Source organism: Leptolyngbya sp. FACHB-1624 (assembly GCF_047649235.1).
In the GTDB taxonomy this organism is placed as follows: domain Bacteria; phylum Cyanobacteriota; class Cyanobacteriia; order Leptolyngbyales; family Leptolyngbyaceae; genus Leptolyngbya; species Leptolyngbya boryana.
Map to the genome: position 1 here is coordinate 1,840,097 of NZ_CP180258.1, position 22,747 is coordinate 1,862,843.

The following is a 22,747-nucleotide window of genomic DNA, read 5'->3' on the forward strand; positions in this document are numbered from 1 at the left end:
TCTCAGCTTAAGCCGGATCTAGTCGCGTATTGGATCGTAAACAAACAGACCTGCTATGCTCAAGACACGCTGAATTCGTGAGCATCTATGCGGCTTCCTCTTCCTCAATTTTCTGCTCAAAATCGCCCTGCAAACCACATTGCAGAAGTGATCGAGACAGCAACCACTGAATTTCTCGCTCAGTGTCTTGAACCAGACGATCTTGCTTTTCCGGTGATGCCTCCGTTTGGAAGTTGGGTAAAAGCGATCGATGAAGAATCGAATAATCTCATTTATGCGGTGGTCTATCATGCCACCACTAGCCCGATCGACACCGTTCACCGCGCGCGCGCATTAGGGATGTCCATGCAAGAACTGCGCGAACAACAGCCGCAGATTTTTGCCATGCTCAGAACGGAATTTCGATCCGCGATCGTCGGTTATCAAGCAGGCGGAAATAAAAAGAACGGCTCAAAAGGCGGAACGCTTTATCAACATCTTCCCCCTCGTCCCCCTCAGATTCACCAAGCCGTTTATGCTTGCGATTCAGATGAGATTATTGAATTTAGTAACGAACTTGATTTTCTCAGAACCTTGCTGCAAGTTGGGAGCGCTCCGGTCGATGCTTTAACAGCAGCAGCAATTCGCGAAATTTATCAGTTGCGAAAAGCCGATCGTGCTTGGCTGGTACAGGCCGGGCGAATGCTCAGCTTATTGTTAAAAGATGATTACGATCGCCTCAGAGTCATTCTCAGCCAAATTCACCTCTAGATAGAGTTTGGCAGGCATCTGGATCGATACACATTAAGTTTATGCACATGAATCTATGTTATTGCTAACCGCTGGCTTGTTTCAAGAACCGATTGTTGCCTTCGTGATTCTGCTGGCGGTTATTCTCGTCGTTCCTTTGATATTTGAGCGATTACGCCTGCCAGGATTAGTCGGCTTACTTGCCGCAGGAGTCGCATTAGGGCCCAATGGTCTGAATATTTTTCAGACCGAGTCTGAAACGATGAATCTGCTCTCGGACATCGGACTGATTTATTTGATGTTTGTGGCAGGACTAGAAATTGATATTGACCAATTTACACGCACTCGAAACCGCTCGATTGGATTTGGGACTTTTACTTTTTTAGTTCCATTAATCGTCGGAACGATTGTGGGTCGATTGTTTGGATTTGATTGGAACCCTGCTATTTTGATAGGTTCTTTGTTTGCGTCTCACACCTTACTTGCTTATCCGATCGTCAGTCGGCTAGGTATCGTCAATAATGAAGCCGTGACCGTCACGATTGGCGCAACGATTTTTACTGATATTGGCGCGTTGCTGGTTTTAGCAATCTGTATCGGAATTCATGCAGGAGATTTCACAGTCTTCAAGCTGTTCACACTCTTGGGATCGTTAGGGATTTATACGATCGTGATTCTTGTCGGGTTTGACAAAGCAGGACGTGAATTCTTCAAACGCTCTGGCGATGAAGAAGGCAATCAATTTCTTTTTGTGCTACTCGCCGTATTTCTCGCATCAGTTGGAGCACAACTAATTGGCGTTGAAAAGATTGTCGGTGCGTTTCTGTCGGGGCTTGCCGTCAATCGGGTGGTCGGCGATAGCCCGGTCAAAGAGAAAGTTGTCTTTGTCGGCAGTGTTTTGTTTATTCCGATTTTCTTTGTGGACATGGGATTGCTGATTCGGGTTCCGGTGTTTATTCAAAGTTTGAGCGATCCGAAATTACTAGGACTGACGATCGCGATCGTGGTCGGTCTAATTTTCAGCAAAATGGCGGCGGCAGTTCTGGCGAAACTGGCATACCGCTACAGTTGGACAGAGATGATGGTGATGGGATCGCTGTCTCTGCCTCAAGTTGCTGCCACACTTGCTGCTACCTTAGTTGGCTATCGGGCTGGATTGCTGACAGAAGGCGTTCTCAACAGTGTGATTGTGCTGATGTTAGTCACTTCGACACTCGGTCCGATTCTGACTGCCCGATTCGCCACCGAACTTCAAGCCGAAACCGTCGAAGATTTACCCCCCACGCTCGCTGATCCAGTTTGGATCAGTCAAATGACCGTCTTAGTTCCGGTGTACAACCCGAATACCGAAGCGAACTTGCTAGAATTAGCCGCGTTAATTGCCCGATCGCATTCGGGGCGATTAATTCCATTTGCCGTCGCATTTTCTCAATCGCATCTTAACTCCTCACAGATGCAAGAACGCCTCGATCGCAGTGAATTACTGCTCGAACGGGCAACTCAATTCGCGCAATCGTTTGATGTTGAAGTCTCACCGATTCTTCGCATTGATGATCGCATCGCTCAAGGCATCACTCGTGCGAGCCGAGAACATCACGCGAATCTAATCATCATGGGCTGGGGACGACAAAGCCGATTTGGAGAACGATTATTTAGAACGATCGTCAGCGATGTCTTGTATGCTGCTCCTTGTCCTGTTGCCGTGGCGCGTTTGCTCAAATCGCCAAGTCAATTTCAGAAAATTCTGATCCCGATAGAAAATCTGACATTGCGATCGATTTCTGCTCTCCAATTTGCGCTGAACATTGCAACTGCGACAAACGGGCAAATGACACTGATGCATGTCTGTGGTCGAGCCACTTCTGCAAGCAAAATTGCCTGGATCAGATCCCAACTCGACCTCCTCGTTGAAAAGCTAGCTCCCCAAGTCGAGCAGATCGCCACCGAAATTGTGATTATCCCCGAGGACGATATCGGACGAGCGATCGTTGCTGCCTCAAAATCTTTTGACCTGCTGATTTTACGGTCGTCTCAGACTCCCAATACAGCCGGAGGATTGATTTTGGGTAATCTCGTCTCCCAAATTTCGGTACAAATCCAATGCTCGATGATTTTATTCGATGAGCCTGAAGTTGTCGATCGCCCGCTCTTGCTCCCCAACGCCTAAGTTCATACGGATCTTAAATTAATCTCTAATTTTTCTAAAGTTTGCCGATTAGACTTGATTTGCTGAGACAGCCATGTGAAATTTGATACATAAAGGACTGTTTCGGGTAATTTATTCCCCAGATTTAAGCCTATGAATTGGCGAATTACTCTCGCTATTTCTCCACGTTGACCGAAAATAGAGTCAACAAGGGTGCATACGAGATGACAACTGATCAAGAAACAGGAGCGATCGATTCGATCCGAATTCTACTCATTGAGGACAATGAGCCAAACCGACGATTACTCGAAGATTATCTGGTCTACCAGGGCTTTGAAGTGCAATCGTTGGCAACAGGAACAGGCTTTGAACGCGCATTGACGGACTTCAAACCTCAAATTGTCCTGCTAGATTTGAAGCTACCAGACATGGATGGATGTGACATTTTAGAGCGCATGCAGGAGTCTCCAGACTGGCGGGAGATTCCCGTGATTGTGGTCTCGGCTCGTGCATTTATCGCAGATCAGCGCCGAGCGCTAGGTCTAGGAGCACAACGATATTTAGTCAAACCGATTCGACTCTTAGAATTGCTTGAGGTGATTCGATCCGTGCTTGGATAAGCAAAAATCGGGGGCGACATGAATTTCTCGCTCCCGATCGCTGCAATCAAAAACCTTTAGACGATCGTCGTTTCGCTGTCCTGCTGCGTATTGATAAATTGTTCGATCGTCAAACTTAAATTCTTCACGGTATCGCCGGATTCTAAAATCTGAATTTCGAGAGCAGACAGTAAGAGAGTTGCGGTCTGCAATTGGGTGAGCGCTCGTTCAATGTTGTTGCGAGTTTGGCTCTCAAACTCTTGTAGATTCATAGGGGTTGTGGCAAGTCAAGACTGATATCTCGCACTATAGTCACTCAGGTTCGGTGATCGTCACCCTTATCCTTGAGGATTGATTTAAAATTTAAACAATCCCCTCTTAGATAAAGTTTTAAGTGACTGATCACCCTGAAACTCCGTTACTAATCGATGATCTCGAACGTTTAGAGACTCGGCTAAAAGAAATTCCGCAAGAGCCGGGTGTGTATTACATGCGCGATCGTACGGATCAAATTCTCTACATTGGTAAATCAAAACGACTGCGATCGCGGCTCCGGTCTTATTTCAATGGTCATGATACTCGACCCCGAATCGCGCTGATGATGCGCCAAGTGGTCGAAATCGAAGTGATTGTGACCGATACTGAAGCAGAAGCTTTAGCATTAGAGGCAAACCTGATTCGTCAACATCAGCCGCACTTTAATGTGTTGTTGAAAGATGACAAGAAATATCCATACCTTTGTATCACCTGGTCAGAGCCGTATCCTCGGATTTTCATTACGCGCAAGCGGCGCATGGCGAAAGAACGCGATCGCTATTATGGGCCTTATGTGGATAGCCGCACGCTGCGAACCACGTTGCATTTGGTGAAACGCATCTTTCCGCTGCGCCAACGTCCCCAACCTTTATTCAAAGATCGTCCTTGTCTCAATTACGATATTGGGCGCTGTCCAGGCGTTTGTCAGGCTTTAATCTCGTCTGAGGATTACCGGAAAACAGTTCAGAAAGTCGCCATGATTTTCCAGGGACGAACTCGCGAACTGGAAGAATCTCTGATGGCTCAGATGGAAGTTGCCGCAGAGAATCTGAACTTTGAACATGCGGCACGACTGCGAGATCAGATTGCAGGCTTGAAAAGCTTGAGTGCAGAGCAAAAAGTTGCGTTACCCGATGACACGATTTCACGAGATGCGATCGCGCTTGCGGCTGACGATCAGCACGCCTGCATCCAACTTTTCCAAATCCGGGCAGGTCGCTTGGTTGGGCGATTAGGATTCTTTGCGGATGCTCATGCTGAACCGGGTGCAATCTTGCAGCGCGTGTTAGAAGAACATTACCAAACGGTCGATCCAGTTGAGATTCCGGCGGAAATTCTCGTTCAACATGAATTACCCGATGGTGAGATGTTGGCGGAGTTTTTGAGCCAAGCGAAAGGGCGAAAAATCTCGATCGTGGCTCCTCAACGTCAAACCAAAGCAGAACTGATTGAAATGGTTGAGCGCAATGCGGGGTTTGAGTTGGCACGAACGCAAAAATTTGCCGATCGTAATACTCAATCGATGCAAGATCTGGCTGAAATCCTGGATCTCCCAGAGTTGCCGCGCCGAATCGAAGGCTATGACATTTCGCATATTCAAGGGTCAGATGCAGTGGCATCCCAGGTTGTCTTCATCGATGGGCAACCTGCGAAACAGCATTATCGACACTACAAAATCAAGAATCCAGAAGTGCGATCGGGTCGTTCCGATGACTTTGCCAGTATGGCGGAAGTGATTTCTCGTCGATTTAAGAAGTACGCGACGGCAAAAGCGAGAGGTGAAGAGATCGTGGCTGCGTCTCAAACCTCTGCATTGAAATCTCAAACCTCTGCACTGGCTGATTTTCCTGATGTTGTGATGATTGATGGCGGAAAAGGTCAACTTTCAGCGGTCGTCAAAGTACTGCGCGAGATGAACCTGCTCGAAGACATCAAAGTGATTAGCTTGGCGAAACAGCGAGAAGAGATTTTCTTGCCGGGTGAATCTCTCCCACTTGAAACCGAAGCAGAACAGCCTGGAGTGCAGTTACTTCGACGATTACGAGATGAAGCACACCGATTTGCAGTCAGCTTCCATCGTCAGCAACGCACAACTCGAATGCGACGATCAAGCTTAGATGAAATTCCCGGCTTAGGTCATCATCGGCAAAAGCTACTTTTAGCGGAATTTCGATCAATTGATTACATTCGCGAAGCAAGCCCTGAGCAATTAGCCACGGTTCCAGGAATTGGGATGGCGATCGCAAAGCAAATCTATCAATATTTCCATCCCAGTGATGAAGGAATCGACAACATTCCAGAAGCTGAACATTCTACAAACTCTGAAGTAGCTTCCTAAAGCAGCGATTTCTGACATGAAACATCGCTGAAATCTCACTGAAATCCCTGTGTCCTGATTGCTCGGTTACCAATCAAAGTGGCAATGAAAAGTCAATGAAAAACTGAGTTACGACTGAACCTTACATAAAGATTCATATCGAATTGGTAACTTAGATTACTTTTTAATTGCGACCATAGCGATCCTGATACTGTTAAAGAACTCGTTAAGACACAGGAAAACAAATATGCAGACTTCTAAGAAGCACTTGGGTCAATCTGTGGGAATGGCTGTGTTGTTTGCTATGGCTTGTATGATGCTGGTTACGTTTATGTCTCGCATGGGCTAAGTTCTTGCAAACCTAAAGCGCTGCATTTCAACATCACAAGTCTTGATCTTCATTAATTTTCTAGAATTTTCTAGCAATATTTCTCATAATTTAACGGGCAGAAGCATTTTCAAGTTGCTTTTGCCCTTCGCAGTCTTTAAGCCTACAATCTCTGCAATAAGCTCATGCCATGTGTATCTGTCCCACAGGTACTGAGCAACTGATACTGAGATTGCAGCTTTGCGACTCGGTAAGTTTCCTTCGGGCTAGGAGTCCAAGGCTTTGGATTGTTGTAGGCGTAGAACGTTTCCACGCCATCGATGCCAATCATTGCCGCCGCCGGAATTAATTCATCTGCCGATCGACGATATCGAGCTGGATGCGCCAAAACTGCGATGCCGCCTGCTTGTTGAATTGCCCCAACCACATTCACTGCATGAGCACGATCTCCTTGGGGAGCAACCCCGGTAAAATAAGACGCGATCGCAGAATGCCCTGGATTAAACGCAAACCCTAAAATATGAACTTCCGTATCGAGCAATCTAGCCGTAATTTCCGTTCCCGTCCATAACTGGGGAACCGCAAATCCCAAAGCCTGCTGCGCCTTCAAATAACGCTGAGCCGCTTGATTTCCAGAGATCTGATGGTGATCCGTAATTGCAAACCCTTGGAGAGACAAATCGATCGCCTGTTGCGCCAACGCTTCAGGAACTAACTGCCCATCTGAATGCTTGGTATGCATATGGAAGTTATAAGTACGCGGACAGCTTTCCGCTGTCAACGAAGCAAACACCTTTCTGAGAGCCACCGCATCTTGCGCGGCTGGAACGTCTACAATCGAACCGGGAGCAAGATAAGCAGCCATAAATCGCCTCAAACATTACTGGCAGGTTACGGGACTATATCTAATGTAATGTACAGCTTAAAAAAACGTTTCAGTAATCGATACCTAAGTCATTGAGTATAACTGATGTCATTGATTACTCTCATCAAAAAACTGTCACAGAAGGGATTTCAGCCCATGTACATTCAATGGTAGATTGCATACACAATCCCCCTAGTTGCATTTATTGATGTGTAAGTTCCTGTCCGCGAGAGTACTTCGGTAAGCAAGTTGCGAACATTTCGCACCCTATCCGAAGTCTCTGCGTCGGCTAATTGATCCGCCCCCTCAATCCGCCCTCGCAACGGCAAATCGGCTGATTTTGGTTGAGTTCCCTGAAAACGTGAATGATTTCTAGTCCGAGTAATAATGGGTTTTCCCAGCAGTTAGATGCCATTCGGCAACGTATTGCTGTCATTCGAGATCGAGTGTTATCGCAGTCTAATTTAAGTCTGTCCAGTGAGATTCACGAAGAGTTCCAGTCTGCGCTCAACGTGCTCGAAAGTGCTCAGACGGTGATTCAGCAAGCAGAAACGAGTTTAGACGTTGCTCAACTTCGAGCGTCTGTGCGAGAAAAAGAGATTTTACTGCGTGAGATTCACCATCGGGTGAAAAACAATTTGCAAGTCGTTTCGAGTTTGCTCGATCTACAAGCAATGCGAACACAAGATCCGACTGTGCAAACGATCTTGCGAAATAATCAGAGCCGGATTCGATCGATCGCGCTCGTTCACGAACGGCTTTCTCAGTCGAGTCAGATAACTCGAACCAATTTAGGCGAATACATTCAGAGCTTGACGGCAATTCTAGTGCGAATCTATGCGATCGAACCAAATCGCATTACCTTCCGGACTGAAATTCAAGGAGAGATTGAACTCTCCTCAAATCGAGCCGTTCCGGTCGGGTTAATTTTGAATGAGCTTGTTTCCAACGCTCTGAAACATGGCTTAGCGGGGGAATTTGGAGAAATTACCGTTTCATTGCGAATTACAGATGCTCAGATCACACTGATTGTCAGCGATAGCGGGGAGCGGTTTCCAACCGACTTAGATTTGATGTCGCCGCGATCACTGGGTTTTCAGTTGATTAATTCACTTGTACAGCAAATCGACGGCATTCTCACCGTCAGCCGCATTCCGAATACGATGATTGCCGTTCGATTTAGTGCTAATGACTTGCAGGAGTCGTAAGCCCGTGTTCTAATGCGAATCTGACTAATTCGGTGCGGCTATTTGTTCCCGTTTTGCTAAAAAGACGGCTGACGTATTTCTCGACATTACGAACGCTGGTGTCGAGCCGACGGGCGATTTCTTTGTTCATCAAACCATCGACGACGAGATCCAAAACGCTCTGCTCTCTCGGAGTAAAGTCAAGTTTCATCGGCGCGGGCGTTTGCGCGATCGCGCCCCGCTGCATCAAAATTGCTCGAATTTCTGCAATCTGGCGCGAGAGTTCTGCAATATCTGCATCACTATCGCCACTGGAGACTTTCGCGGCTGCGCGTTGTTTGAGAATTCGAGTGACGATCGCAACTAGCTCATCTGGATCAAACGGTTTGGGTAAATACGCATCACAGCCTGCGTCATAGCCTTGAATGCGATCGTTGGTCATCCCCCGCGCCGTCAGAAAGATCACAGGTAAGGTTTCAAATCTGGGATCGTCGCGGAGTTGCTTCAGGAATTCCAAGCCACTGACCTGCGGCATCATAATGTCAGTGATTACGAGATCGGGCATCACACGCTGAACAGTGTCCCAGCCCTCACGGGCATTACTGGCAGTATGCACGGTGTAGCCACTGTCTTCGAGATAGGCTTGCACTGCTTCTCTGAGTCCAGGCTCATCATCGACTAATACGAGTTGCTCCGGCATTGTTGATCCCTCTGACACGTTCGCTTTTTAATTTAACGAATTTTGGGGCTGTTGTATCAATGGCTCGATTGTGTGTGCTTGTGGTGAGAGGGTTGCTTGTCGCTGCCCTTGGGCACGGGCATGAAGACAGAACAATCCGATCGGAGTGTTAATCAAATCGACAAACGCCGCTTTGCCTTTGATTAAATTCAGCGTTGCGATCGGAAATTCTTTCAAAATCCAACGCAGCAATCGATATCGATATTCTCCAAACTGGGGTTCGCGCATTAAATCGATGCCATGTAAGTCATGCAGATAGCGATTTGAACGTCCATATCTGCGCCATTGGCTTTGCAGTTCGGAGAACGTCGTACGATGACGGTGACGAACGATCGCAGTTTCAGCAAAGCGCAGTTGCCAAGCCGTCTCGCGCAGAATGCGCCAACAGATATCGGCATCGCCACCCGTTGTCAGGTAGGGGCGGAATAATCCAACTTCTTTGAATGCTGCGGCACGAATGGCAAGATTTGCAGTTTGTCCGTAAGCGCAGAAAGGATGATTGAGCGTGTGTTTTTGAGACAGGGTTTCTTGTCGATCGGCGTATTGTTCTAATAATGTATTGCCGGGTAATGCTTTGATTTCGCCTGCAACGAGTCCGACAGCGGGATCGCAAAATGGCTGAATCAAATCTTCTAGCCAATTGGGTTCGGGACGGCAATCTGCATCCGTAAAGGCAAGAATTTCACCTTTGGCGTTTTGAATTCCGAGGTTTCTTGCGGCGTAGGAGCTTTGAATTTCGGATTGCTTGAGCGATCGTAGTCTTGGATCTTCAATCTCATTTAATAATTCTGCCGTACGATCGTTGCTATTGTTATCTACCAATAAGCACTCAAAATTAGCATATGTCTGCGCTTGTAGGCAGGCGAGGAGCGGCGGTAAATCTGCTTCACCGTTATAAATTGGCACAATCACAGAAACAAAGGGTAAAAAGCTCATGCCAAGTTCTCAGAATTCGATTCTGATGTCAACATGCCCAAAACAATCATTGGGGTAATGGGAGCGGGCGAACATGCAACTCCGCTCGATCTGCAAAATGCTTATGAACTGGGTCAGCGCATTGCTGAAGCAGGTTGGATCGTGCTGAGTGGGGGGCGCAATGTAGGGGTGATGGATGCAGTCAGCCGTGGGGCAAAAAGTCGTGATGGATTGACGATCGGGATTTTGCCTCGGATCAATTCTGCGATGTCAGACGCGATCGACATTCCGATCATCACGGATATGGGCAACGCGCGAAACAATATTAATGTGCTGTCGAGTCACGCAATTGTCGCCTGTGGAATGGGAGCGGGAACAGCTTCAGAGATTGCTTTGGCGATTAAAGCGGGTAAGCCTGTGATTTTAATGACAGAAGATCTGCCAGCGCGGGAATTTTTTCGATCGCTCAATCCAAATTTAGTCAGCATTGCAGAAACAGCCGCGATCTCGCTGGAACAACTGAAAGTGATTCTCTCTACACAAAAATAATCGTGTCCTACTTTTCGCCTACTAGGGTAGACATTAGGATAGGGGTGCACCTCTATCGTGTAGGGCTGAATCGTGACGAACAATCCAGACCAAAGAAAAGAAGAGTTCTTTTATCCAACCGCACACTATCGAGGAGAATTCACACCTGAACGCCTCGCATTTAACGCAAACTTACAGGAATTTGCTCAGCGCGTATCGTTACTCTGTGGTTTGGAAACTTCAGGCAAGATTCCTCCAGGAGACGCTTATAAGCAGATCAAAGAATTATGGCATCAGCTAAAGGAGTCTAAGAAAAACTTGCTTGATCAAACTAGCGGATCAGAAGAGAGTTAGAACCTTCAAAAACTAAGATGGCGATGACTTCTGAAGCATCGAACTCGGTTCGTCCTCAGCATAAGAAGTCATCGTCCACCAAGCTTATTTAAGACAGACACTAGCGCGAGACGCAAGACTACCCAACATCTCAGACGGCAGAATTCGGGGGCAAGCATTTGGGAAGTCCGATGATAAAGGTCGTGCCCTGCCCAAGCGTTGAGTCACACGCTAACGTTCCGTCATGCTGTTCGACAATAATTTGATAACTCAAAGATAGACCTAACCCAGTTCCTCGCCCTACAGGTTTCGTGGTGAAAAACGGATCGAAGATTCGACTTCGGACTGCTTCGGACAAGCCCACACCCGTGTCTCTAATAGCAATCTCGATCTTGTCATTGTTTTGGCAACGGGTGCGGATCGTAATCGTGCCAGCGGGATTATGAGTTTTCAATGATGAAGCCTCATTCGATTGAGCGGCGATCGCTTGTCTAGCGCCGCTTGCCTCCTCAATGGCATCGATCGCATTCGCCAGAATGTTCATAAAGGCTTGATTCAACTGCCCAGCGTAACATTCAACCAAGGGCAGTTGCCCGTAATCCTTCACAATTTGAATCGCTGAATTGCTCCCCTTCACGGTCAATCGGCTCTGTAAGAGCAACAAAATACTATCGATACTGGTATGGATATCAACTACTTTGACTGTCGCTTCATCTAGCCGTGAGAATGTTCTGAGTGATGTCACAATCTCCTGAATTCGCTCGGCTCCGGTTTTCATCGAGGTGAAGGCTTTGGGCAAGTCGGTGATCACGAATTCTAGATCGAGCGATTCGATCGCAGATTGCAAAGATGGGGGAGGAGTGGAATACTCCTGTTGATATAAGCGCAATATCTGCAAGAGGTCGTCAACGTAATTTTTGGTATGCTCGAGGTTGCCGTAGATGAAACTAACGGGATTGTTAATTTCATGGGCAATGCCAGCGACGAGCTGCCCCAAGCTGGACATTTTTTCACTCTGCACTAACTGCATCTGCATCTGCTGCAACTCCGATAGCATTTGCTCTAAAGAGTGCGTCTGGTGTCTCAATTGCTCTTCGGATTGTCGCAGTGCGTCCTCGACTCGCTGTCGCTCCCAGATCTCGCCCTGCAACTGTTCCACGACCGTTTGTAGTTCCCCATTGGTCTGTGTGACTTGATCGAGTGCTGATTTTGTTTCTCCTTGGGCTTGCTCCAGCGTTTCCAGCAGTTCATTGATGTTCTGGGTCAAACTCGAGATTTCATCCTGTCCTGCTCCGGTCAGTCGGTGAGCCAAGTTTTGACTGATGCGAATACTATTGACACCGCTACTTAAACGAAGTAGGCGAGACAAGACTAACTGTTCCGAGAGAAAGATGGTGATGCCCCCGAACGTAATCCCAAGGAGAACGATCGCGATCATTAGCTGCTGTTGGCTTTTTGCTGCTTCCTGATAGAGCTTGCGAGGAATCTTAACCTGAAGGAGAAGCGCAGGTTGGTTACGCAAATCCGTTACTCGCCCGTAGCCGACAAGCGTTGTTTCAGTCAACGGATGAATAAGAATGGGATTCTGTGCGGAGAGCGCGGAACGAGCCGCCGCCGCATCGGCTGGGAGATTTGAACTCTGAAGGGAGTAGATCTGGAGGGGAAAGCGAGTGATTTTAGATAAATTGGTAATGGCTTCTGCATCAATGTAGCGACCGAAGATAAGCGCGCCTCGTACAGGACCTTTCCTCTCGGAAGTTAGAATCGGCTGACATGTGATTAGCATCGGACCTTCTGGCAGCACAAGAATCCCGGTCATAGCTCCTTTTGTCTGAGCCTGCTCGAGAAGTAACTGATTCGTAAACAGTTTGGGCAGTCCTGCGGGGATGGGTTGGAAGTGCTTGGTCTTCAGATCGAACCCTGTCCCGTAGACGGTTCGACCTCGTGTATCGATGAATAGCACCAAGTTAACCTTCAAGTTTGTCAGTTGCTCAGGAATTAGGTTGGATTTGCGGTAAGCCTCATTGCGATCTTGAATGAATTGGTAGGTATCATCCCAAGCCGACCAATCACTGTAGCGCACCGTGAAGGCTTCTTGGTCTTTGGCGAAGACATTGAAAACACCTTGGAGCGATTCCCGAGCGCTTTGTTCTTCAGCAATTTTGAGGCTACCCAACAGGATGGTAGATGAGGCGAAGTAGACGACTCCGGTTAAGCTCGCAAGTGTGAAGCTCAAAACCAGTAGGGTTTTCTCACGCAGCTTCAACTTATTGAGGAACCGGATCGGAGGAGACTTCATCATACCGCTGGGTTTTAATGCTTCCTTAGCGATTGGCTTGATTGACAACGAACGAGCGCCCTAATTAGAGCAGGAACATCTCAATTAGACTCAGTTCTACTCAAGCAGAGAGAGCAACTCTATCTCTACAAGATGAGCTTTGTCAGACCAAGCCCCAGTTTTTGCTCAGGTTGACGCTTCGCTGTAGCCTAAATGGACGAAATGGAGTTGCAATGACCGCGACAGCGGTTTCCTTCCCAGCCAAGAATTCCACTCCTGCATCCCGTTCTAACATTTGTAAAAATTTTGCTATGTTGGGATAAAAACGGGATGAGTAGCGCGATCGCTCAGAAATCAAAGTTTCTTCCACACCGATTTAGAAGCGCTGCCCTATACAAAACTAAACCTATACGAAATTAAAAAAGCGCCAGCAAATCAATTCTCTGAATCTTGCTGACGCTTTTCTAAATTAAGTACCCAAAAACTAGACTGAAAAGTTTTATCCTCTTTTCATGCAGGCTTTAAGGATTATGGGTCGCCCGGGATTCGAGCCGGAGGACAAGCGGGTAAAGAGCCTATTCAGTGGAGGTTTTATAAATCCTGAATCCTATGTACTTAAAAACGTGCTTAGAACTAAGACAGAGTAAATAGAGTAAGAAAGATAGAAATAGTGTCTACAATGTCTACAGTTATTATATTTATTTCTACATCCTATATATATCAATACTTTCAGCTATCTAAAACTGTAGACACACCCTGTCTACAGTTGTCTACAGTTTTGGAGTAGAATCGCTGAAACCTTTACACAGCAACGTTTTTAGTGTGTCTACAGTTTTGTCTACAGTTTTTTTTTTTTTGGCAACTCAACCCCTTAGTCGGACAAGGTTGACAACCCGGTTCAGTAATGGCGGCAAGTGCTTGATCGGGGATGGTATCCCCGGAGAAAAGCTTTTATGCGGCACCGTCGAACCGCGTCCTACAAGGGTTTCAGTTAACCTGGAAGGCTTTGTGCAGCACCTTGCATCCACGAATCAGCGAGGAATCTCCTACGTCACAAATTTGAGCAGCGCCCCGAATTGTGCGTTTTGCAATTGTTGAATTCAGCGGCAAGGTCACTCCCAGTCGTCCAGGGTTTCCACCTTCGATCTCTCAACTGGTTGTTCGTTCTTTACCTTCTGGCTCTTGCCCGGAGCAAAGGCGTTTTTACAGAACGAGCAAAAGAAAAATGCTCCCGATAACCACAGGATCGGAACACCAATTAATAGAGGGCTGAAGAACAGTCCAACGATCAGGCAGATCATCCCCCAAGTGAAAAGCATTGACGTGCCCCTGTCTAAATCGCAACGCTCTATCTTGCCGCCCCTGCCTGGGTGCGATCGTAAAGTGATGGTGAAGTTTCGGAATTTCTACGCTGGCTTCCGGTTTCAACCTGGGTCAGTATTCTCGCTTTTCCTTCTTTCAAGTTCTTCAAGAAGTTGCTGAAGGAATCGAGAGTGGCTTTCGTCTTCGGACAGTATGCGTATACTGCGACTGACGTACATCGATAACCCATGCTCGTCTGTTTTTGGCGACAAATTAGCGACCATGTACCGAAAGTCCTTGTCCGGCTCTTTTCGTTTCCTACCCCTTGTTGGAAACTCGTGAATTTCTTCGATTGCGTAGGAAATGAAGAGTTTTTCTGGCGTAAGTTCTGGGGCGACTGCTTCTGATATCTGTTGACCAAGCTCTAGTAGTTTGGCTACTGTTTTTTCGTAGAGAAATTTGTGGATTTCTGCGTCTTCCTTCAACTTGACGTACTCGTCAAGTTTTGCTCTCAAATCCGCATCAATCTCTTTTATGTCTTCCATGTCGCAATCCTTCGGCTGGCAACAAATCAAGATTATCGACTAATAACTGGCGCTGCTACGGTAGGGGCATCGTCAAAAAAAAACAAGACCGTAGATTTTGCGATCGCACTTCCAAGTCTCAATCTGGGAATCCTGAAGCCGTTCCCTACGACACAGCGATGAAGAATTCCCCGTGGCAAGTAAGACCGAGTGTTTTGATTCCGGCGTTGGCAGTCATCATCCCTTCAACGATTGTGCTTGTCGTGGCGGGCTGTCTTGCCTATCATCCGGTGCGCATCTGGTTAGCCGATGGGTATTGGTGTGTTCGATTCTCCCCGTCTGGTACAAGAACGATTCTCTACGGCTCCGAATGTGATCGATGAAGATTGGGAATTCTGAACGGGCAACGCACTGCTAGTTTTAGACCGTGAAGAAATTACTGCTCTTGTCTGCGATCTCGTTTGTGTTGTTTGCGCCCTCGGCGATCGCTCTTTGCATCATCGGTTAACTGCTCAAAAACTCTTGAATCACTGCAAGGACTTCCTTACCCGTTTCTGCATCCCACTCTTCCCAAACCACAAGCGGTGGGTGTTGCTCAAAGATCAATGCCAGGAAATAAGCGTTGCCATCATCATGATCTAGATACCTCCGCAGTTCGACCCGTTCCAGTTCGTCGAGGGCATACTGCTGCATCTGCCTGCTGAGCAGATGCTGGCAACGGTAGCGCAACCGATTTTCCCCTTTGTCAAAATCGAGTTGAACGACTCTGAGCGCAGGGGCAAGGAGCCATAGCCCAGATCCTAGAATCAGCGGCAAGCCAATCCCTGCATTCACTTGCTGGTGGAGCTTTTGCTCAAAGGTGGGTTGAGATGCGGTCATCCTGATCAACCCGACCGACATCGGACTCGTTAAAGTCTGCGCTGGGGCGAGGTGAAGCATTTGCTTGTGCTGCGGGTCAACGAGAGTCAACAGGTCAGCATGTTGCCCAGAGCTTATATAAAGAAATAAGAACAAGGCAGTCCACATCACAGCAAACAGGGTGTGCCAAATTCTCTCGACTCGATGCGGTTGGAGTTGTAGGGTCAGCTTCTTGGAGTTGTGCCGCAGGATTGTGAGCATAAGAAGGACTCGTCTGAAGTGGAGGAGTCAGGCGGAACCCAGTCGCGAGATAAGGGAGCAGTCCAGTGCTAAGGGACAAAATGAGATTCATCTACCACCACAGCAGCAACGACTAAAGTTTGGCGATCCACATCTACATCGATCACTGCCCATGTTGCCCGTCTGCCCCGCTGTCTCAGCGCAGTCTCAATGGCTTGCTCGGTCTCTTCGACTGAATCTTGCACTTTGATTTCAAGCTGGACTGACTGTTCGTAGATAGGAGACATGGCTTGGAATGAGAACTATAAGAGTGATCCTACCGAGAGCGGGTGAGGAAAGCAAGCCATAGAGACTGAATCTGCGCTCCTTCTGCTAAATGTTGTTTAGAAAACAAGGAATTGATACATTTCTCCATAAGCTGTAGATATACAGAGATGCAGAGGTTGTGATATGCGGACAAAATCAGCGACAACCAAGGAACTGCTGGATCAAGCAAAGGACTGGGGATTTGTTGTGGGGGAAACTCCACAGGGAAGCTTACAAATCGGTTGTTCTGCATCAGTGCTGTGGAGGCTAGAACACAGGCAGCTTCAGAACCAATGGATTCTTGTGGTACGAAACGTGCCTCAAATTCGATTCTCGTCCACGGAAGCGATCTCGTTTCTCGCTCGACTCGACCTAGTGTCGGGGAGACTATCTCAGCAGAGTGAAAAGGTAGCGTAAGTAAACAGCATTGCGTCAAGGAATGCGGGATCGCTGTGCTCAAGTTTCAACAACCTGGGTTGCAATTCCTATCACGTTTTCCTCACTCAGCCCCACCACATATACATCTATTTCTACCGCTCCGACTCGGTACACCTTGAGGTCTGTGAGATGCTCTCTGAGGATCGAAAGCAGCGCTCGATATTTTGCCGCAGTTTCTCGTTCTTCTTCCTCAAACCAGTCCTGCTCAGTCACGACTGGAGCAAAGAACTGATCCACCTCGACCACTTCTACCGGAGTGGTCTTTGAGTGCTGCGTCTGCTCTAGAAGCTGTTCGTTCGACGGGATCACCCCTCCATTCTTCCAACAGAAAACCTGAATCGGTGCATCGGTTTCACTCATCCACATCAAGTTCTCGGTCAGTTCTTTCAGCACTGTAACTAACTCGCAGCTTTGATAATTTTCTTGCATAGATTTATACAATTCCTTCTACAATACTCGTGCAAAGCGTTGCAATCAGGGAGTTTGAGATGTTCATTAATGTGTTCCAGACGACAAAGATTAGAAGACGGGCTTCTGTCTGGATCTTCAGTATTCTACCCTTCGCATTCATTCTCATTCAGCATGGTATCTCCGAAGCCCGCAACAATGGCAGTATTCATCTGATTCTGGGAACGCCCACGGCTGCCACAATTGACCCAATGAATGAAAATGATTACCTGCTGCTGCGGCGGCAATATGCTTTGTCTTACAACAACAGCCAGCGCATTGCAAACTGGGTGAGTTGGCAGTTGAATGCGTCCTGGCTCGGTAATGTTGATCGCTGCTCCAGTTTCAGCCCCGACCCTGACCTCCCGAAGAAGTTTGTTGCGGTTCGCCCGACCGACTACACAGGCAGTGGTTTTTCGCGGGGGCACATGACGAGATCAGGGGATCGTTCAGCTAGTCAAAGCGACAACTGTGCGACCTTTTATATGACGAACATCTTGCCGCAAACCCAAGACAATAACGGTGGTCCTTGGTTGGAACTCGAAAACTACTCCAGGGAATTGGCGCAGCAGGGCAAGGAACTCTATATCATTGCGGGCGGCAATGGCAAAGGTGGAAAAGGCGTGAAAGGTTTCGCCACTGAGATTGGGAAGAACAAAGTGACGGTTCCGGCAACGCTGTGGAAAGTTGTCGTCATCCTCGATCGCCCCGGCTTAGGGAATCGCGGAGTGAATGAGAAAACGCGAGTGATTGCGGTGAACATGCCCAATGTTACGGGTATTGCCAACAAGAGCTACAAGGACTACTTAACGACTGTAGATGAGCTTGAGAAGCTAACGGGATATGACTTTCTCTCGGATGTGCCGGAAGCGATTCAAAAGGTGATTGAAGCGAAAAAGGATAACTAGCTGTCGAGTCAGGTCTATACTCTAGCCAACCTAGTCATTGGGTTTTATCAACTTCAGCACTAAGCTGTTCAACCCACTTTAAATGGGTTGCCTTTTAGGAACTTCTGCGGACGGACGCAGAAGCGCAAATCCACTAGAAACGCTGAAACCTCTTTCATAGATAGAGTTTCAGCGTTTTTTGCATGAACTAAATCCGAAATCCCAGTCTCACGAGTTTCTTAAGCTGTAGCCGCCATACTACACGTAATACAAAACTCAGCAAGTCCAAATTTAGTCCAGGCATGTAGTACGAGATTTGAGACTCAGATTAAGACTGTGAGATATGCCAATGACTTGCTTCCCAAAAAACATCATGTTGTTTAAGCAGCAGCATAATGACATAGATGCGGTGGATAGATAAGGATGTGAGGAGGAAATCTGATGACACGAGGAATTCTAGCAAGGTTGAGAAAGTTACCTGCATGGCTAAAGCGATTACGTGATGCAGGTATGGAAGAAAAATCAAAGCTGCCTGGGTTTATTGCTCCCTTGTTAGAGCCAAAGCTAGACGAGATCGTGGATGATCCAGTTGTGAAGATGATTCCGGCACTAAGCTCTGCTGTTAAGATTGCTGAGGCAGGATTGAGTGTTAGGGATCGCCTCTTCCTCAAAAAGATTGAACGTTTTCTCTCCGGACTAGAGCCGACCGCAGGGCTAGAGGCTCAGCGCTTTGCTGAAGAAATCAGAAATGGAAATGTTCAGGCATCTCGGACTGCCCAAACTTTGCTTCTTGCACTTGATAAGGCTGATGATCTTGATAAAGCACCAATCCTCGCAGCACTTTTTCAAGCCTTTCTTCGAGGAGAGATTAGCAGTGCAGAATTCCGCCGACTAACAGCAGCAGTTAACTCAGCGATCATAGACGATTTACGGGAGCTTGCCGAACTTGGTCCAAATCCCGTTGGTGACGCAAAAGAGCGCTCCGAGCTAATTGAAGCACTGAATCACACTGGACTCACTGGTTCGGCATCTGATTTCACCTTATTGATTGATGGTGGACCCACGCTCGATCAAGCTATCCCACCGCTGGGCAAAACGTTTGTACGTATTCTAGAAAGACAAGGGCAGGCTGGGCAAACAACAGGCGAATCTGCAAGTTCAGTAGACGAAGCCTGAAACTTGTTGAAAGCAGACATAACGCCACACGTCATCATTGAGCAGTACTTGCCAGAGTCACGGGAACCACGGCAGCAATTTTGAGCAAAAGCGCAGAAGTTTACAGAGTCTCGAATGAGCGGCGAATCTGCCGCTCAACGTGAGAAGCAATTAGAGCAGCCGCACAGCAAGCTGTCCGAACCTACTTAGAAGCTTCGATCAACTTCGTCAACAGAAACACAAATACGCAGATGAAGGCAAGAACAGCAATTGATCCGCCCTGTTTGATCAGTTCGACCGCCACAGGTGATGAATCAAGTTGGGTCGTTAGAGGAACTTCGACGAGAGAGCGCGAAGTATTCGGATTCTCTTTTTGATGAAATGCTTTAAAATCGGACATAGAAAAGTTACCTCCTTTGGGGGCTAATGTTGGAGAGGTGGTTAAATGGCTTCGCTGGCTGGTAACCGCCTCTTTGATTTTCATCCTATACTCGAAACCTGAAAAATTTTGTTCTGGTTTGATTTTCTAATATCAATTCGCTTCTTTTTTCGTCATATTTAGCAGAAATCCTCAACCTAAAAGTGCTCAAATATTAATTATAAAAAATACGCTTATCCCTTGCGTGACATAGCTTTGAGCAGTTATTTTTTATATTTTGTATAGTTCTTGTCCAATTTGCGACGTGTCGCAAATCAATTTACGACACGTCGCAAATTTGGATATTTATTGACGATATCTAATTTCGTTTGAATGCCTTCAAATATAAAGATTTCAGTTGATTTATTAATGCTTGCCAAATTTACGACGTGTCGTAAATTTGGATATTTATTGACGATATCTAATTTCGTTTGAATGCCTTCAAATATAAGGATTTCAGTTGATTTGTTAATGCTTGCCCAATTTACGACGTGTCGTAAATTTGGATATTTATTGACGATATCTAATTTCGTTTGAATGCCTTCAAATATAAGGATTTCAGTCTATAAGTTTTTCATATACAAAGCAGAAAAGCCTCGGAGGGATTTCCGAGGCTTTTCTCTTATTTGTCCAACAGCGCAACCGCAGGCTGAACAATTTCGCGTAGATACCGCCCAAAATCGAAATTGCCGAGTAGATCATAAATCTCGTCACAAACATAAAAGCGATATCCCCAAAGCCCGGCACAGACGATTCTCAAGGGGGCGATTCCCTGGATTGTCCAAAATGCGGATCAGGAAATATGAGATTTGAGGGCAAAACCGAAATTAGGAGTGATGAGAGCCAAGGTCAGCGCATCTTCTGCAAAGCTTGCAAGAAAAAATCAACAATTGGGTTGATACTGTCTACCCCAGTTCCGCACTATTGGAATCCCGACAGATTCCCAGTTCCGCACCATCAAGGGATGAAGCGTCGTCAACGTCACGGTTCTTGCCACCGTCTTCAGGATCGCATTGAGGTTCAGGACAAGCAGATCTTTGTGACGCTAAAAATTCATCCATTGGCATAATTCTCTCTGCTAACTCTCTGAGAATTAATGCCGTGGCTCTACTCATTCTGAAAGTCATTAAATCCTCCCGATTAAGAGACGGCATCTATCTTGTCGCCTAAAGTCTACCAAACGTCACAGTTCTTGCCGCTAAGACTTGCTACCTCGGCTATTGTCCGGCAGCATGACAACGACTTGCCCGTGAGATTCTTCGGCAGGCGTAACCGTGACACTGCCGGGGGATGTTGGCGGATTCAAGATTTGATGCGCTCGGAAAATTCGATCGACGACGGCAAGCTTATCTTGCGTTTCCTCGGCAGTTCGCAGAAGTCGCCCCAGTTCATCTAAAGCCGACACAACTAGCGCTGCCGACTCAGATCGAGCTTCTAGTAGCGTTGAGGAGATCGCATCGTCATGTTCTGCCAAAAGACCTGAAAATTGAGCCTTCCAACGCGATACCGTCCGCTTTGGAACTCCTAGTTCTTGTTCGATTTCCGAATAGCTTCTACCCGCGATTAGGGCGCGGACAACAGCTAATTGTTGATCGGTAATGTTTTTTCTTTTCGCCATAGCCAAATCGAGCCAAATCAAGCCAATTGTTCTAACTCAAACTAATTTCAAAACCGCAATCTGCAAGAATCGCGTTCAATTCTTCAGTCTCGGTTTGGGAGAAATCTTCTGGCATCCCAGCGCGAACCACTGAGAGCGCAAATAGCAGATCATCAACATTTCGGCTCGTCCCCAGCGCAAACAGCAGCAATGACCAGGCGTTGACGGCACTGGTTAGCATTGCTTTGCCGAACAACGGCGTTCCCCGCAGTCTTGCTTGAAGCTGTTCCCAGTCCGCGTGCGCCGGATTGAGTTCTGCAATCTCTTCTGGCGTTGCACCTTCCTGCCATTGCATTCCATCGAATTTGGGGCGATACAGTCCTGGAGTAGGATGCAGTTCAGTGCAATCGTACGGAACTGGAGGCACTGAAAATTCTCCTGTCTCCGGATCGTGGGGAAGTCCTAAGACAATTGCTTCTTCGATATTTTCGGGGATTTCCATGACTAATGGCTCAGCCAAAAATCCCTCGGCATCGAACTTGTAAACTTGTTTCGTAATCATCGTCTAAACCTCGAAGCGAATCCCATCTAAAACAACAAAAGCCGTCGCGGGTGGACTTCCTGAGCCTGTGAAAGTGAACACAATTGAAACATCACCTGACGAAGCAATGTCTATAACTGCTGGAACCGTATCCATGCTTACAAAGCGTCTAGTTGCGGACGGTCGGTAGCCAGTAGGCAGTGTGAAGATCACGCTATTTGCTGGAGTTGTTTTAGTTGCAACGCCCTGTAAAACAACAGCACCAGTCGGGAGTTTGCGATATGCGATCGTTGGGAATCCCCCGCCTGTACTGGATGTCCAGCCATTGATAAGAGCCGCAGTCTGCCACGATGGATTATTTGCGATCGCAGACTGAACAAAAGCGCAGTTTGCAATCTGCGTAGTATTCGTCCCTGCCGCTGCCGTGGGAGCCGTGGAAACACCTGTCAGTGCGGCATTGTTCGCCGTAGCCATACCGTCGTTCGTTGTGTCGCCATAACCGACGACAACCCACGCATTGTTCGTTGAATTTCGCCTTTTGATCGTTGCAGGCGATGTCGAAGTATCCACCCATCGTTGAAACGGGTATGTGATTGGCGGCTGACTGTTCCCGGAAAATTCCGTAATCAACGCCTGAAATAAATTGTTCATGTCCGCCCGAAAAGACGGGAAATTCTGATCATCAATTACGCCATCATGCGTTGCCATTTTCGCCGCCCTCCCACAAATAAATCGCCTTCAGATATTCGGCTTGAGCCGCCCGGATGTTTTCTCGCAGGAATGCGGCGAACTCTAGATCGCCTTGTAATTCAGCCTGGGCGATTTTATTTTGAAGCTGTTGTTCTTGCTCAGGACTGAGACGCAGGACTGCCGGGGGAATTCTTGCAAATTCTTGTGCCATAGATTCCAGTCAATACATAATCAATACTTTAAGTCTACAAACAAATATATAAGATAAGCTTATATGAGCAACTGAAGTGTCTAAGATACAGTCGAAGGAAAAAGCCGCCGTAGTCCTTTGAGGATTGCGGCGG

27 protein-coding genes are annotated in these 22,747 nt (G+C 47.2%); 11 read left to right on the forward strand and 16 right to left on the reverse strand.

The window, feature by feature from the left end; translation table 11 throughout:
• The first annotated feature begins 87 nt into the window (after window positions 1-87).
• The 3 genes from ACMUEV_RS08525 to ACMUEV_RS08535 all read left to right on the forward strand — a co-directional run bounded on the left by ACMUEV_RS08525 (window position 88) and on the right by ACMUEV_RS08535 (window position 3,495).
• Window positions 88-750 (forward strand): HAS-barrel domain-containing protein, encoded by a 663-nt coding sequence (locus ACMUEV_RS08525; RefSeq protein WP_017289510.1) that lies wholly within the window; start codon window positions 88-90, stop codon window positions 748-750.
• Between the two features lie 55 nt (window positions 751-805).
• Window positions 806-2,896, forward strand: a complete 2,091-nt coding sequence (locus tag ACMUEV_RS08530) for a cation:proton antiporter (protein ID WP_190647617.1) — start codon at window positions 806-808, stop codon at window positions 2,894-2,896.
• A 203-nt stretch (window positions 2,897-3,099) separates the two neighbouring features.
• Window positions 3,100-3,495 (forward strand): response regulator, encoded by a 396-nt coding sequence (locus ACMUEV_RS08535; RefSeq protein WP_017289508.1) that lies wholly within the window; start codon window positions 3,100-3,102, stop codon window positions 3,493-3,495.
• Window positions 3,496-3,551: 56 nt separating this feature from the next.
• On the opposite strand, the gene ACMUEV_RS08540 is transcribed toward ACMUEV_RS08535, so the two are convergent.
• Window positions 3,552-3,746 carry a hypothetical protein gene (locus ACMUEV_RS08540; protein ID WP_017289507.1) on the reverse strand — a complete coding sequence of 65 codons (195 nt, stop codon included), beginning with the start codon at window positions 3,744-3,746 and terminating at the stop codon, window positions 3,552-3,554.
• A 122-nt stretch (window positions 3,747-3,868) separates the two neighbouring features.
• On the opposite strand from ACMUEV_RS08540, the gene uvrC reads away from it, so the two are divergent.
• Window positions 3,869-5,848, forward strand: a complete 1,980-nt coding sequence (gene uvrC, locus ACMUEV_RS08545; protein WP_017289506.1) for an excinuclease ABC subunit UvrC — start codon at window positions 3,869-3,871, stop codon at window positions 5,846-5,848.
• 470 nt (window positions 5,849-6,318) lie between these two features.
• Here the strand turns inward: uvrC and ACMUEV_RS08550 are convergent, their stop codons facing one another.
• Window positions 6,319-7,020 (reverse strand): PHP domain-containing protein, encoded by a 702-nt coding sequence (locus ACMUEV_RS08550; protein WP_017289505.1) that lies wholly within the window; start codon window positions 7,018-7,020, stop codon window positions 6,319-6,321.
• Window positions 7,021-7,385: 365 nt separating this feature from the next.
• Between ACMUEV_RS08550 and ACMUEV_RS08555 the strand changes: the two genes are divergently transcribed.
• Window positions 7,386-8,228, forward strand: coding sequence for a sensor histidine kinase (locus ACMUEV_RS08555; RefSeq protein WP_190647619.1), 843 nt, complete (start codon window positions 7,386-7,388; stop codon window positions 8,226-8,228).
• Here the strand turns inward: ACMUEV_RS08555 and ACMUEV_RS08560 are convergent.
• Window positions 8,206-8,907, reverse strand: a complete 702-nt coding sequence (locus ACMUEV_RS08560) for a response regulator transcription factor (protein ID WP_017289503.1) — start codon at window positions 8,905-8,907, stop codon at window positions 8,206-8,208. The two genes, ACMUEV_RS08555 and ACMUEV_RS08560, sit on opposite strands and share 23 nt — an antisense overlap.
• Before the next feature lie 27 nt (window positions 8,908-8,934).
• Window positions 8,935-9,882 (reverse strand): glycosyltransferase, encoded by a 948-nt coding sequence (locus tag ACMUEV_RS08565; protein WP_017289502.1) that lies wholly within the window; start codon window positions 9,880-9,882, stop codon window positions 8,935-8,937.
• A gap of 33 nt (window positions 9,883-9,915) precedes the next feature.
• On the opposite strand from ACMUEV_RS08565, the gene ACMUEV_RS08570 reads away from it, so the two are divergent.
• Complete coding sequence (locus tag ACMUEV_RS08570; protein WP_190647621.1) at window positions 9,916-10,410, forward strand: TIGR00725 family protein; 495 nt, start codon at window positions 9,916-9,918, stop codon at window positions 10,408-10,410.
• Between the two features lie 72 nt (window positions 10,411-10,482).
• On the forward strand, window positions 10,483-10,743 hold the full coding sequence (locus tag ACMUEV_RS08575; RefSeq protein WP_017289500.1) for a hypothetical protein: 261 nt from the start codon (window positions 10,483-10,485) through the stop codon (window positions 10,741-10,743).
• 130 nt (window positions 10,744-10,873) lie between these two features.
• Here ACMUEV_RS08575 and ACMUEV_RS08580 read toward each other — a convergent pair whose 3' ends face one another.
• From ACMUEV_RS08580 to ACMUEV_RS08590, 3 genes are all read right to left on the reverse strand, one after another.
• Window positions 10,874-13,024: a CHASE4 domain-containing protein gene (locus tag ACMUEV_RS08580; RefSeq protein WP_190647624.1), complete on the reverse strand. Its 2,151-nt coding sequence runs from the start codon at window positions 13,022-13,024 to the stop codon at window positions 10,874-10,876.
• A 139-nt stretch (window positions 13,025-13,163) separates the two neighbouring features.
• A complete protein-coding gene (locus ACMUEV_RS08585) occupies window positions 13,164-13,370 on the reverse strand; it encodes a hypothetical protein (RefSeq protein ID WP_190647626.1) in 207 nt (68 codons plus the stop codon).
• 1,054 nt (window positions 13,371-14,424) lie between these two features.
• Window positions 14,425-14,847 (reverse strand): hypothetical protein, encoded by a 423-nt coding sequence (locus ACMUEV_RS08590; protein ID WP_190647630.1) that lies wholly within the window; start codon window positions 14,845-14,847, stop codon window positions 14,425-14,427.
• Between the two features lie 158 nt (window positions 14,848-15,005).
• Here ACMUEV_RS08590 and ACMUEV_RS08595 point away from each other — a divergent pair, with 158 nt between their 5' ends.
• The gene (locus ACMUEV_RS08595; protein WP_190647632.1) at window positions 15,006-15,209 is read left to right on the forward strand and encodes a hypothetical protein; all 204 of its coding nucleotides are present in this window, start codon (window positions 15,006-15,008) and stop codon (window positions 15,207-15,209) included.
• Window positions 15,210-15,330: 121 nt separating this feature from the next.
• Here the strand turns inward: ACMUEV_RS08595 and ACMUEV_RS08600 are convergent, their stop codons facing one another.
• Window positions 15,331-15,945, reverse strand: a complete 615-nt coding sequence (locus tag ACMUEV_RS08600) for a hypothetical protein (protein WP_190647634.1) — start codon at window positions 15,943-15,945, stop codon at window positions 15,331-15,333.
• A gap of 68 nt (window positions 15,946-16,013) precedes the next feature.
• Complete coding sequence (locus ACMUEV_RS08605; protein ID WP_190647636.1) at window positions 16,014-16,211, reverse strand: hypothetical protein; 198 nt, start codon at window positions 16,209-16,211, stop codon at window positions 16,014-16,016.
• Between the two features lie 163 nt (window positions 16,212-16,374).
• On the opposite strand from ACMUEV_RS08605, the gene ACMUEV_RS08610 reads away from it, so the two are divergent.
• Entirely contained in the window at window positions 16,375-16,647 is a 273-nt protein-coding gene (locus ACMUEV_RS08610) for a hypothetical protein (RefSeq protein WP_190647638.1), read from the forward strand.
• A 39-nt stretch (window positions 16,648-16,686) separates the two neighbouring features.
• Here ACMUEV_RS08610 and ACMUEV_RS08615 read toward each other — a convergent pair whose 3' ends face one another.
• Window positions 16,687-17,097: a nuclease A inhibitor family protein gene (locus ACMUEV_RS08615; protein WP_190647640.1), complete on the reverse strand. Its 411-nt coding sequence runs from the start codon at window positions 17,095-17,097 to the stop codon at window positions 16,687-16,689.
• 59 nt (window positions 17,098-17,156) lie between these two features.
• On the opposite strand from ACMUEV_RS08615, the gene ACMUEV_RS08620 reads away from it, so the two are divergent.
• Both ACMUEV_RS08620 and ACMUEV_RS08625 read left to right on the forward strand, forming a co-directional pair.
• Window positions 17,157-18,023 carry a DNA/RNA non-specific endonuclease gene (locus ACMUEV_RS08620; RefSeq protein ID WP_190647643.1) on the forward strand — a complete coding sequence of 289 codons (867 nt, stop codon included), beginning with the start codon at window positions 17,157-17,159 and terminating at the stop codon, window positions 18,021-18,023.
• 420 nt (window positions 18,024-18,443) lie between these two features.
• Window positions 18,444-19,178 (forward strand): hypothetical protein, encoded by a 735-nt coding sequence (locus ACMUEV_RS08625; RefSeq protein WP_190647645.1) that lies wholly within the window; start codon window positions 18,444-18,446, stop codon window positions 19,176-19,178.
• Between the two features lie 181 nt (window positions 19,179-19,359).
• Here the strand turns inward: ACMUEV_RS08625 and ACMUEV_RS08630 are convergent, their stop codons facing one another.
• The 6 genes from ACMUEV_RS08630 to ACMUEV_RS08655 all read right to left on the reverse strand — a co-directional run bounded on the left by ACMUEV_RS08630 (window position 19,360) and on the right by ACMUEV_RS08655 (window position 22,614).
• Complete coding sequence (locus tag ACMUEV_RS08630; protein WP_190647647.1) at window positions 19,360-19,557, reverse strand: hypothetical protein; 198 nt, start codon at window positions 19,555-19,557, stop codon at window positions 19,360-19,362.
• 923 nt (window positions 19,558-20,480) lie between these two features.
• Window positions 20,481-20,690, reverse strand: a complete 210-nt coding sequence (locus tag ACMUEV_RS08635) for a hypothetical protein (protein ID WP_144056294.1) — start codon at window positions 20,688-20,690, stop codon at window positions 20,481-20,483.
• An 83-nt stretch (window positions 20,691-20,773) separates the two neighbouring features.
• Window positions 20,774-21,193, reverse strand: coding sequence for a helix-turn-helix domain-containing protein (locus tag ACMUEV_RS08640; protein WP_017291273.1), 420 nt, complete (start codon window positions 21,191-21,193; stop codon window positions 20,774-20,776).
• Between the two features lie 31 nt (window positions 21,194-21,224).
• Complete coding sequence (locus ACMUEV_RS08645; protein ID WP_017291272.1) at window positions 21,225-21,734, reverse strand: hypothetical protein; 510 nt, start codon at window positions 21,732-21,734, stop codon at window positions 21,225-21,227.
• Window positions 21,735-21,737: 3 nt separating this feature from the next.
• The gene (locus tag ACMUEV_RS08650; protein ID WP_190647653.1) at window positions 21,738-22,421 is read right to left on the reverse strand and encodes a hypothetical protein; all 684 of its coding nucleotides are present in this window, start codon (window positions 22,419-22,421) and stop codon (window positions 21,738-21,740) included.
• Entirely contained in the window at window positions 22,408-22,614 is a 207-nt protein-coding gene (locus ACMUEV_RS08655) for a hypothetical protein (protein WP_190647649.1), read from the reverse strand. The genes ACMUEV_RS08650 and ACMUEV_RS08655 overlap by 14 nt, the downstream gene beginning before the upstream one ends.
• Window positions 22,615-22,747 lie beyond the last annotated feature (133 nt).

What these genes read in the sequence shown, in the direction of transcription:
- ACMUEV_RS08525 (WP_017289510.1), top strand. Translation starts at nt 88, where the DNA reads ATGCGGCTTCCTCTTCCTCAATTTTCTGCTCAAAATCGCCCTGCAAAC.
- ACMUEV_RS08530 (WP_190647617.1), top strand. Translation starts at nt 806, where the DNA reads ATGTTATTGCTAACCGCTGGCTTGTTTCAAGAACCGATTGTTGCCTTC.
- ACMUEV_RS08535 (WP_017289508.1), top strand. Translation starts at nt 3,100, where the DNA reads ATGACAACTGATCAAGAAACAGGAGCGATCGATTCGATCCGAATTCTA.
- ACMUEV_RS08540 (WP_017289507.1), bottom strand. Translation starts at nt 3,746, where the DNA reads ATGAATCTACAAGAGTTTGAGAGCCAAACTCGCAACAACATTGAACGA.
- ACMUEV_RS08550 (WP_017289505.1), bottom strand. Translation starts at nt 7,020, where the DNA reads ATGGCTGCTTATCTTGCTCCCGGTTCGATTGTAGACGTTCCAGCCGCG.
- ACMUEV_RS08555 (WP_190647619.1), top strand. Translation starts at nt 7,386, where the DNA reads ATGATTTCTAGTCCGAGTAATAATGGGTTTTCCCAGCAGTTAGATGCC.
- ACMUEV_RS08560 (WP_017289503.1), bottom strand. Translation starts at nt 8,907, where the DNA reads ATGCCGGAGCAACTCGTATTAGTCGATGATGAGCCTGGACTCAGAGAA.
- ACMUEV_RS08565 (WP_017289502.1), bottom strand. Translation starts at nt 9,882, where the DNA reads ATGAGCTTTTTACCCTTTGTTTCTGTGATTGTGCCAATTTATAACGGT.
- ACMUEV_RS08570 (WP_190647621.1), top strand. Translation starts at nt 9,916, where the DNA reads ATGCCCAAAACAATCATTGGGGTAATGGGAGCGGGCGAACATGCAACT.
- ACMUEV_RS08580 (WP_190647624.1), bottom strand. Translation starts at nt 13,024, where the DNA reads ATGATGAAGTCTCCTCCGATCCGGTTCCTCAATAAGTTGAAGCTGCGT.
- ACMUEV_RS08590 (WP_190647630.1), bottom strand. Translation starts at nt 14,847, where the DNA reads ATGGAAGACATAAAAGAGATTGATGCGGATTTGAGAGCAAAACTTGAC.
- ACMUEV_RS08595 (WP_190647632.1), top strand. Translation starts at nt 15,006, where the DNA reads ATGAAGAATTCCCCGTGGCAAGTAAGACCGAGTGTTTTGATTCCGGCG.
- ACMUEV_RS08600 (WP_190647634.1), bottom strand. Translation starts at nt 15,945, where the DNA reads ATGCTCACAATCCTGCGGCACAACTCCAAGAAGCTGACCCTACAACTC.
- ACMUEV_RS08605 (WP_190647636.1), bottom strand. Translation starts at nt 16,211, where the DNA reads ATGTCTCCTATCTACGAACAGTCAGTCCAGCTTGAAATCAAAGTGCAA.
- ACMUEV_RS08610 (WP_190647638.1), top strand. Translation starts at nt 16,375, where the DNA reads ATGCGGACAAAATCAGCGACAACCAAGGAACTGCTGGATCAAGCAAAG.
- ACMUEV_RS08615 (WP_190647640.1), bottom strand. Translation starts at nt 17,097, where the DNA reads ATGCAAGAAAATTATCAAAGCTGCGAGTTAGTTACAGTGCTGAAAGAA.
- ACMUEV_RS08620 (WP_190647643.1), top strand. Translation starts at nt 17,157, where the DNA reads ATGTTCATTAATGTGTTCCAGACGACAAAGATTAGAAGACGGGCTTCT.
- ACMUEV_RS08625 (WP_190647645.1), top strand. Translation starts at nt 18,444, where the DNA reads ATGACACGAGGAATTCTAGCAAGGTTGAGAAAGTTACCTGCATGGCTA.
- ACMUEV_RS08630 (WP_190647647.1), bottom strand. Translation starts at nt 19,557, where the DNA reads ATGTCCGATTTTAAAGCATTTCATCAAAAAGAGAATCCGAATACTTCG.
- ACMUEV_RS08635 (WP_144056294.1), bottom strand. Translation starts at nt 20,690, where the DNA reads ATGAGTAGAGCCACGGCATTAATTCTCAGAGAGTTAGCAGAGAGAATT.
- ACMUEV_RS08640 (WP_017291273.1), bottom strand. Translation starts at nt 21,193, where the DNA reads ATGGCGAAAAGAAAAAACATTACCGATCAACAATTAGCTGTTGTCCGC.
- ACMUEV_RS08645 (WP_017291272.1), bottom strand. Translation starts at nt 21,734, where the DNA reads ATGATTACGAAACAAGTTTACAAGTTCGATGCCGAGGGATTTTTGGCT.
- ACMUEV_RS08650 (WP_190647653.1), bottom strand. Translation starts at nt 22,421, where the DNA reads ATGGCAACGCATGATGGCGTAATTGATGATCAGAATTTCCCGTCTTTT.
- ACMUEV_RS08655 (WP_190647649.1), bottom strand. Translation starts at nt 22,614, where the DNA reads ATGGCACAAGAATTTGCAAGAATTCCCCCGGCAGTCCTGCGTCTCAGT.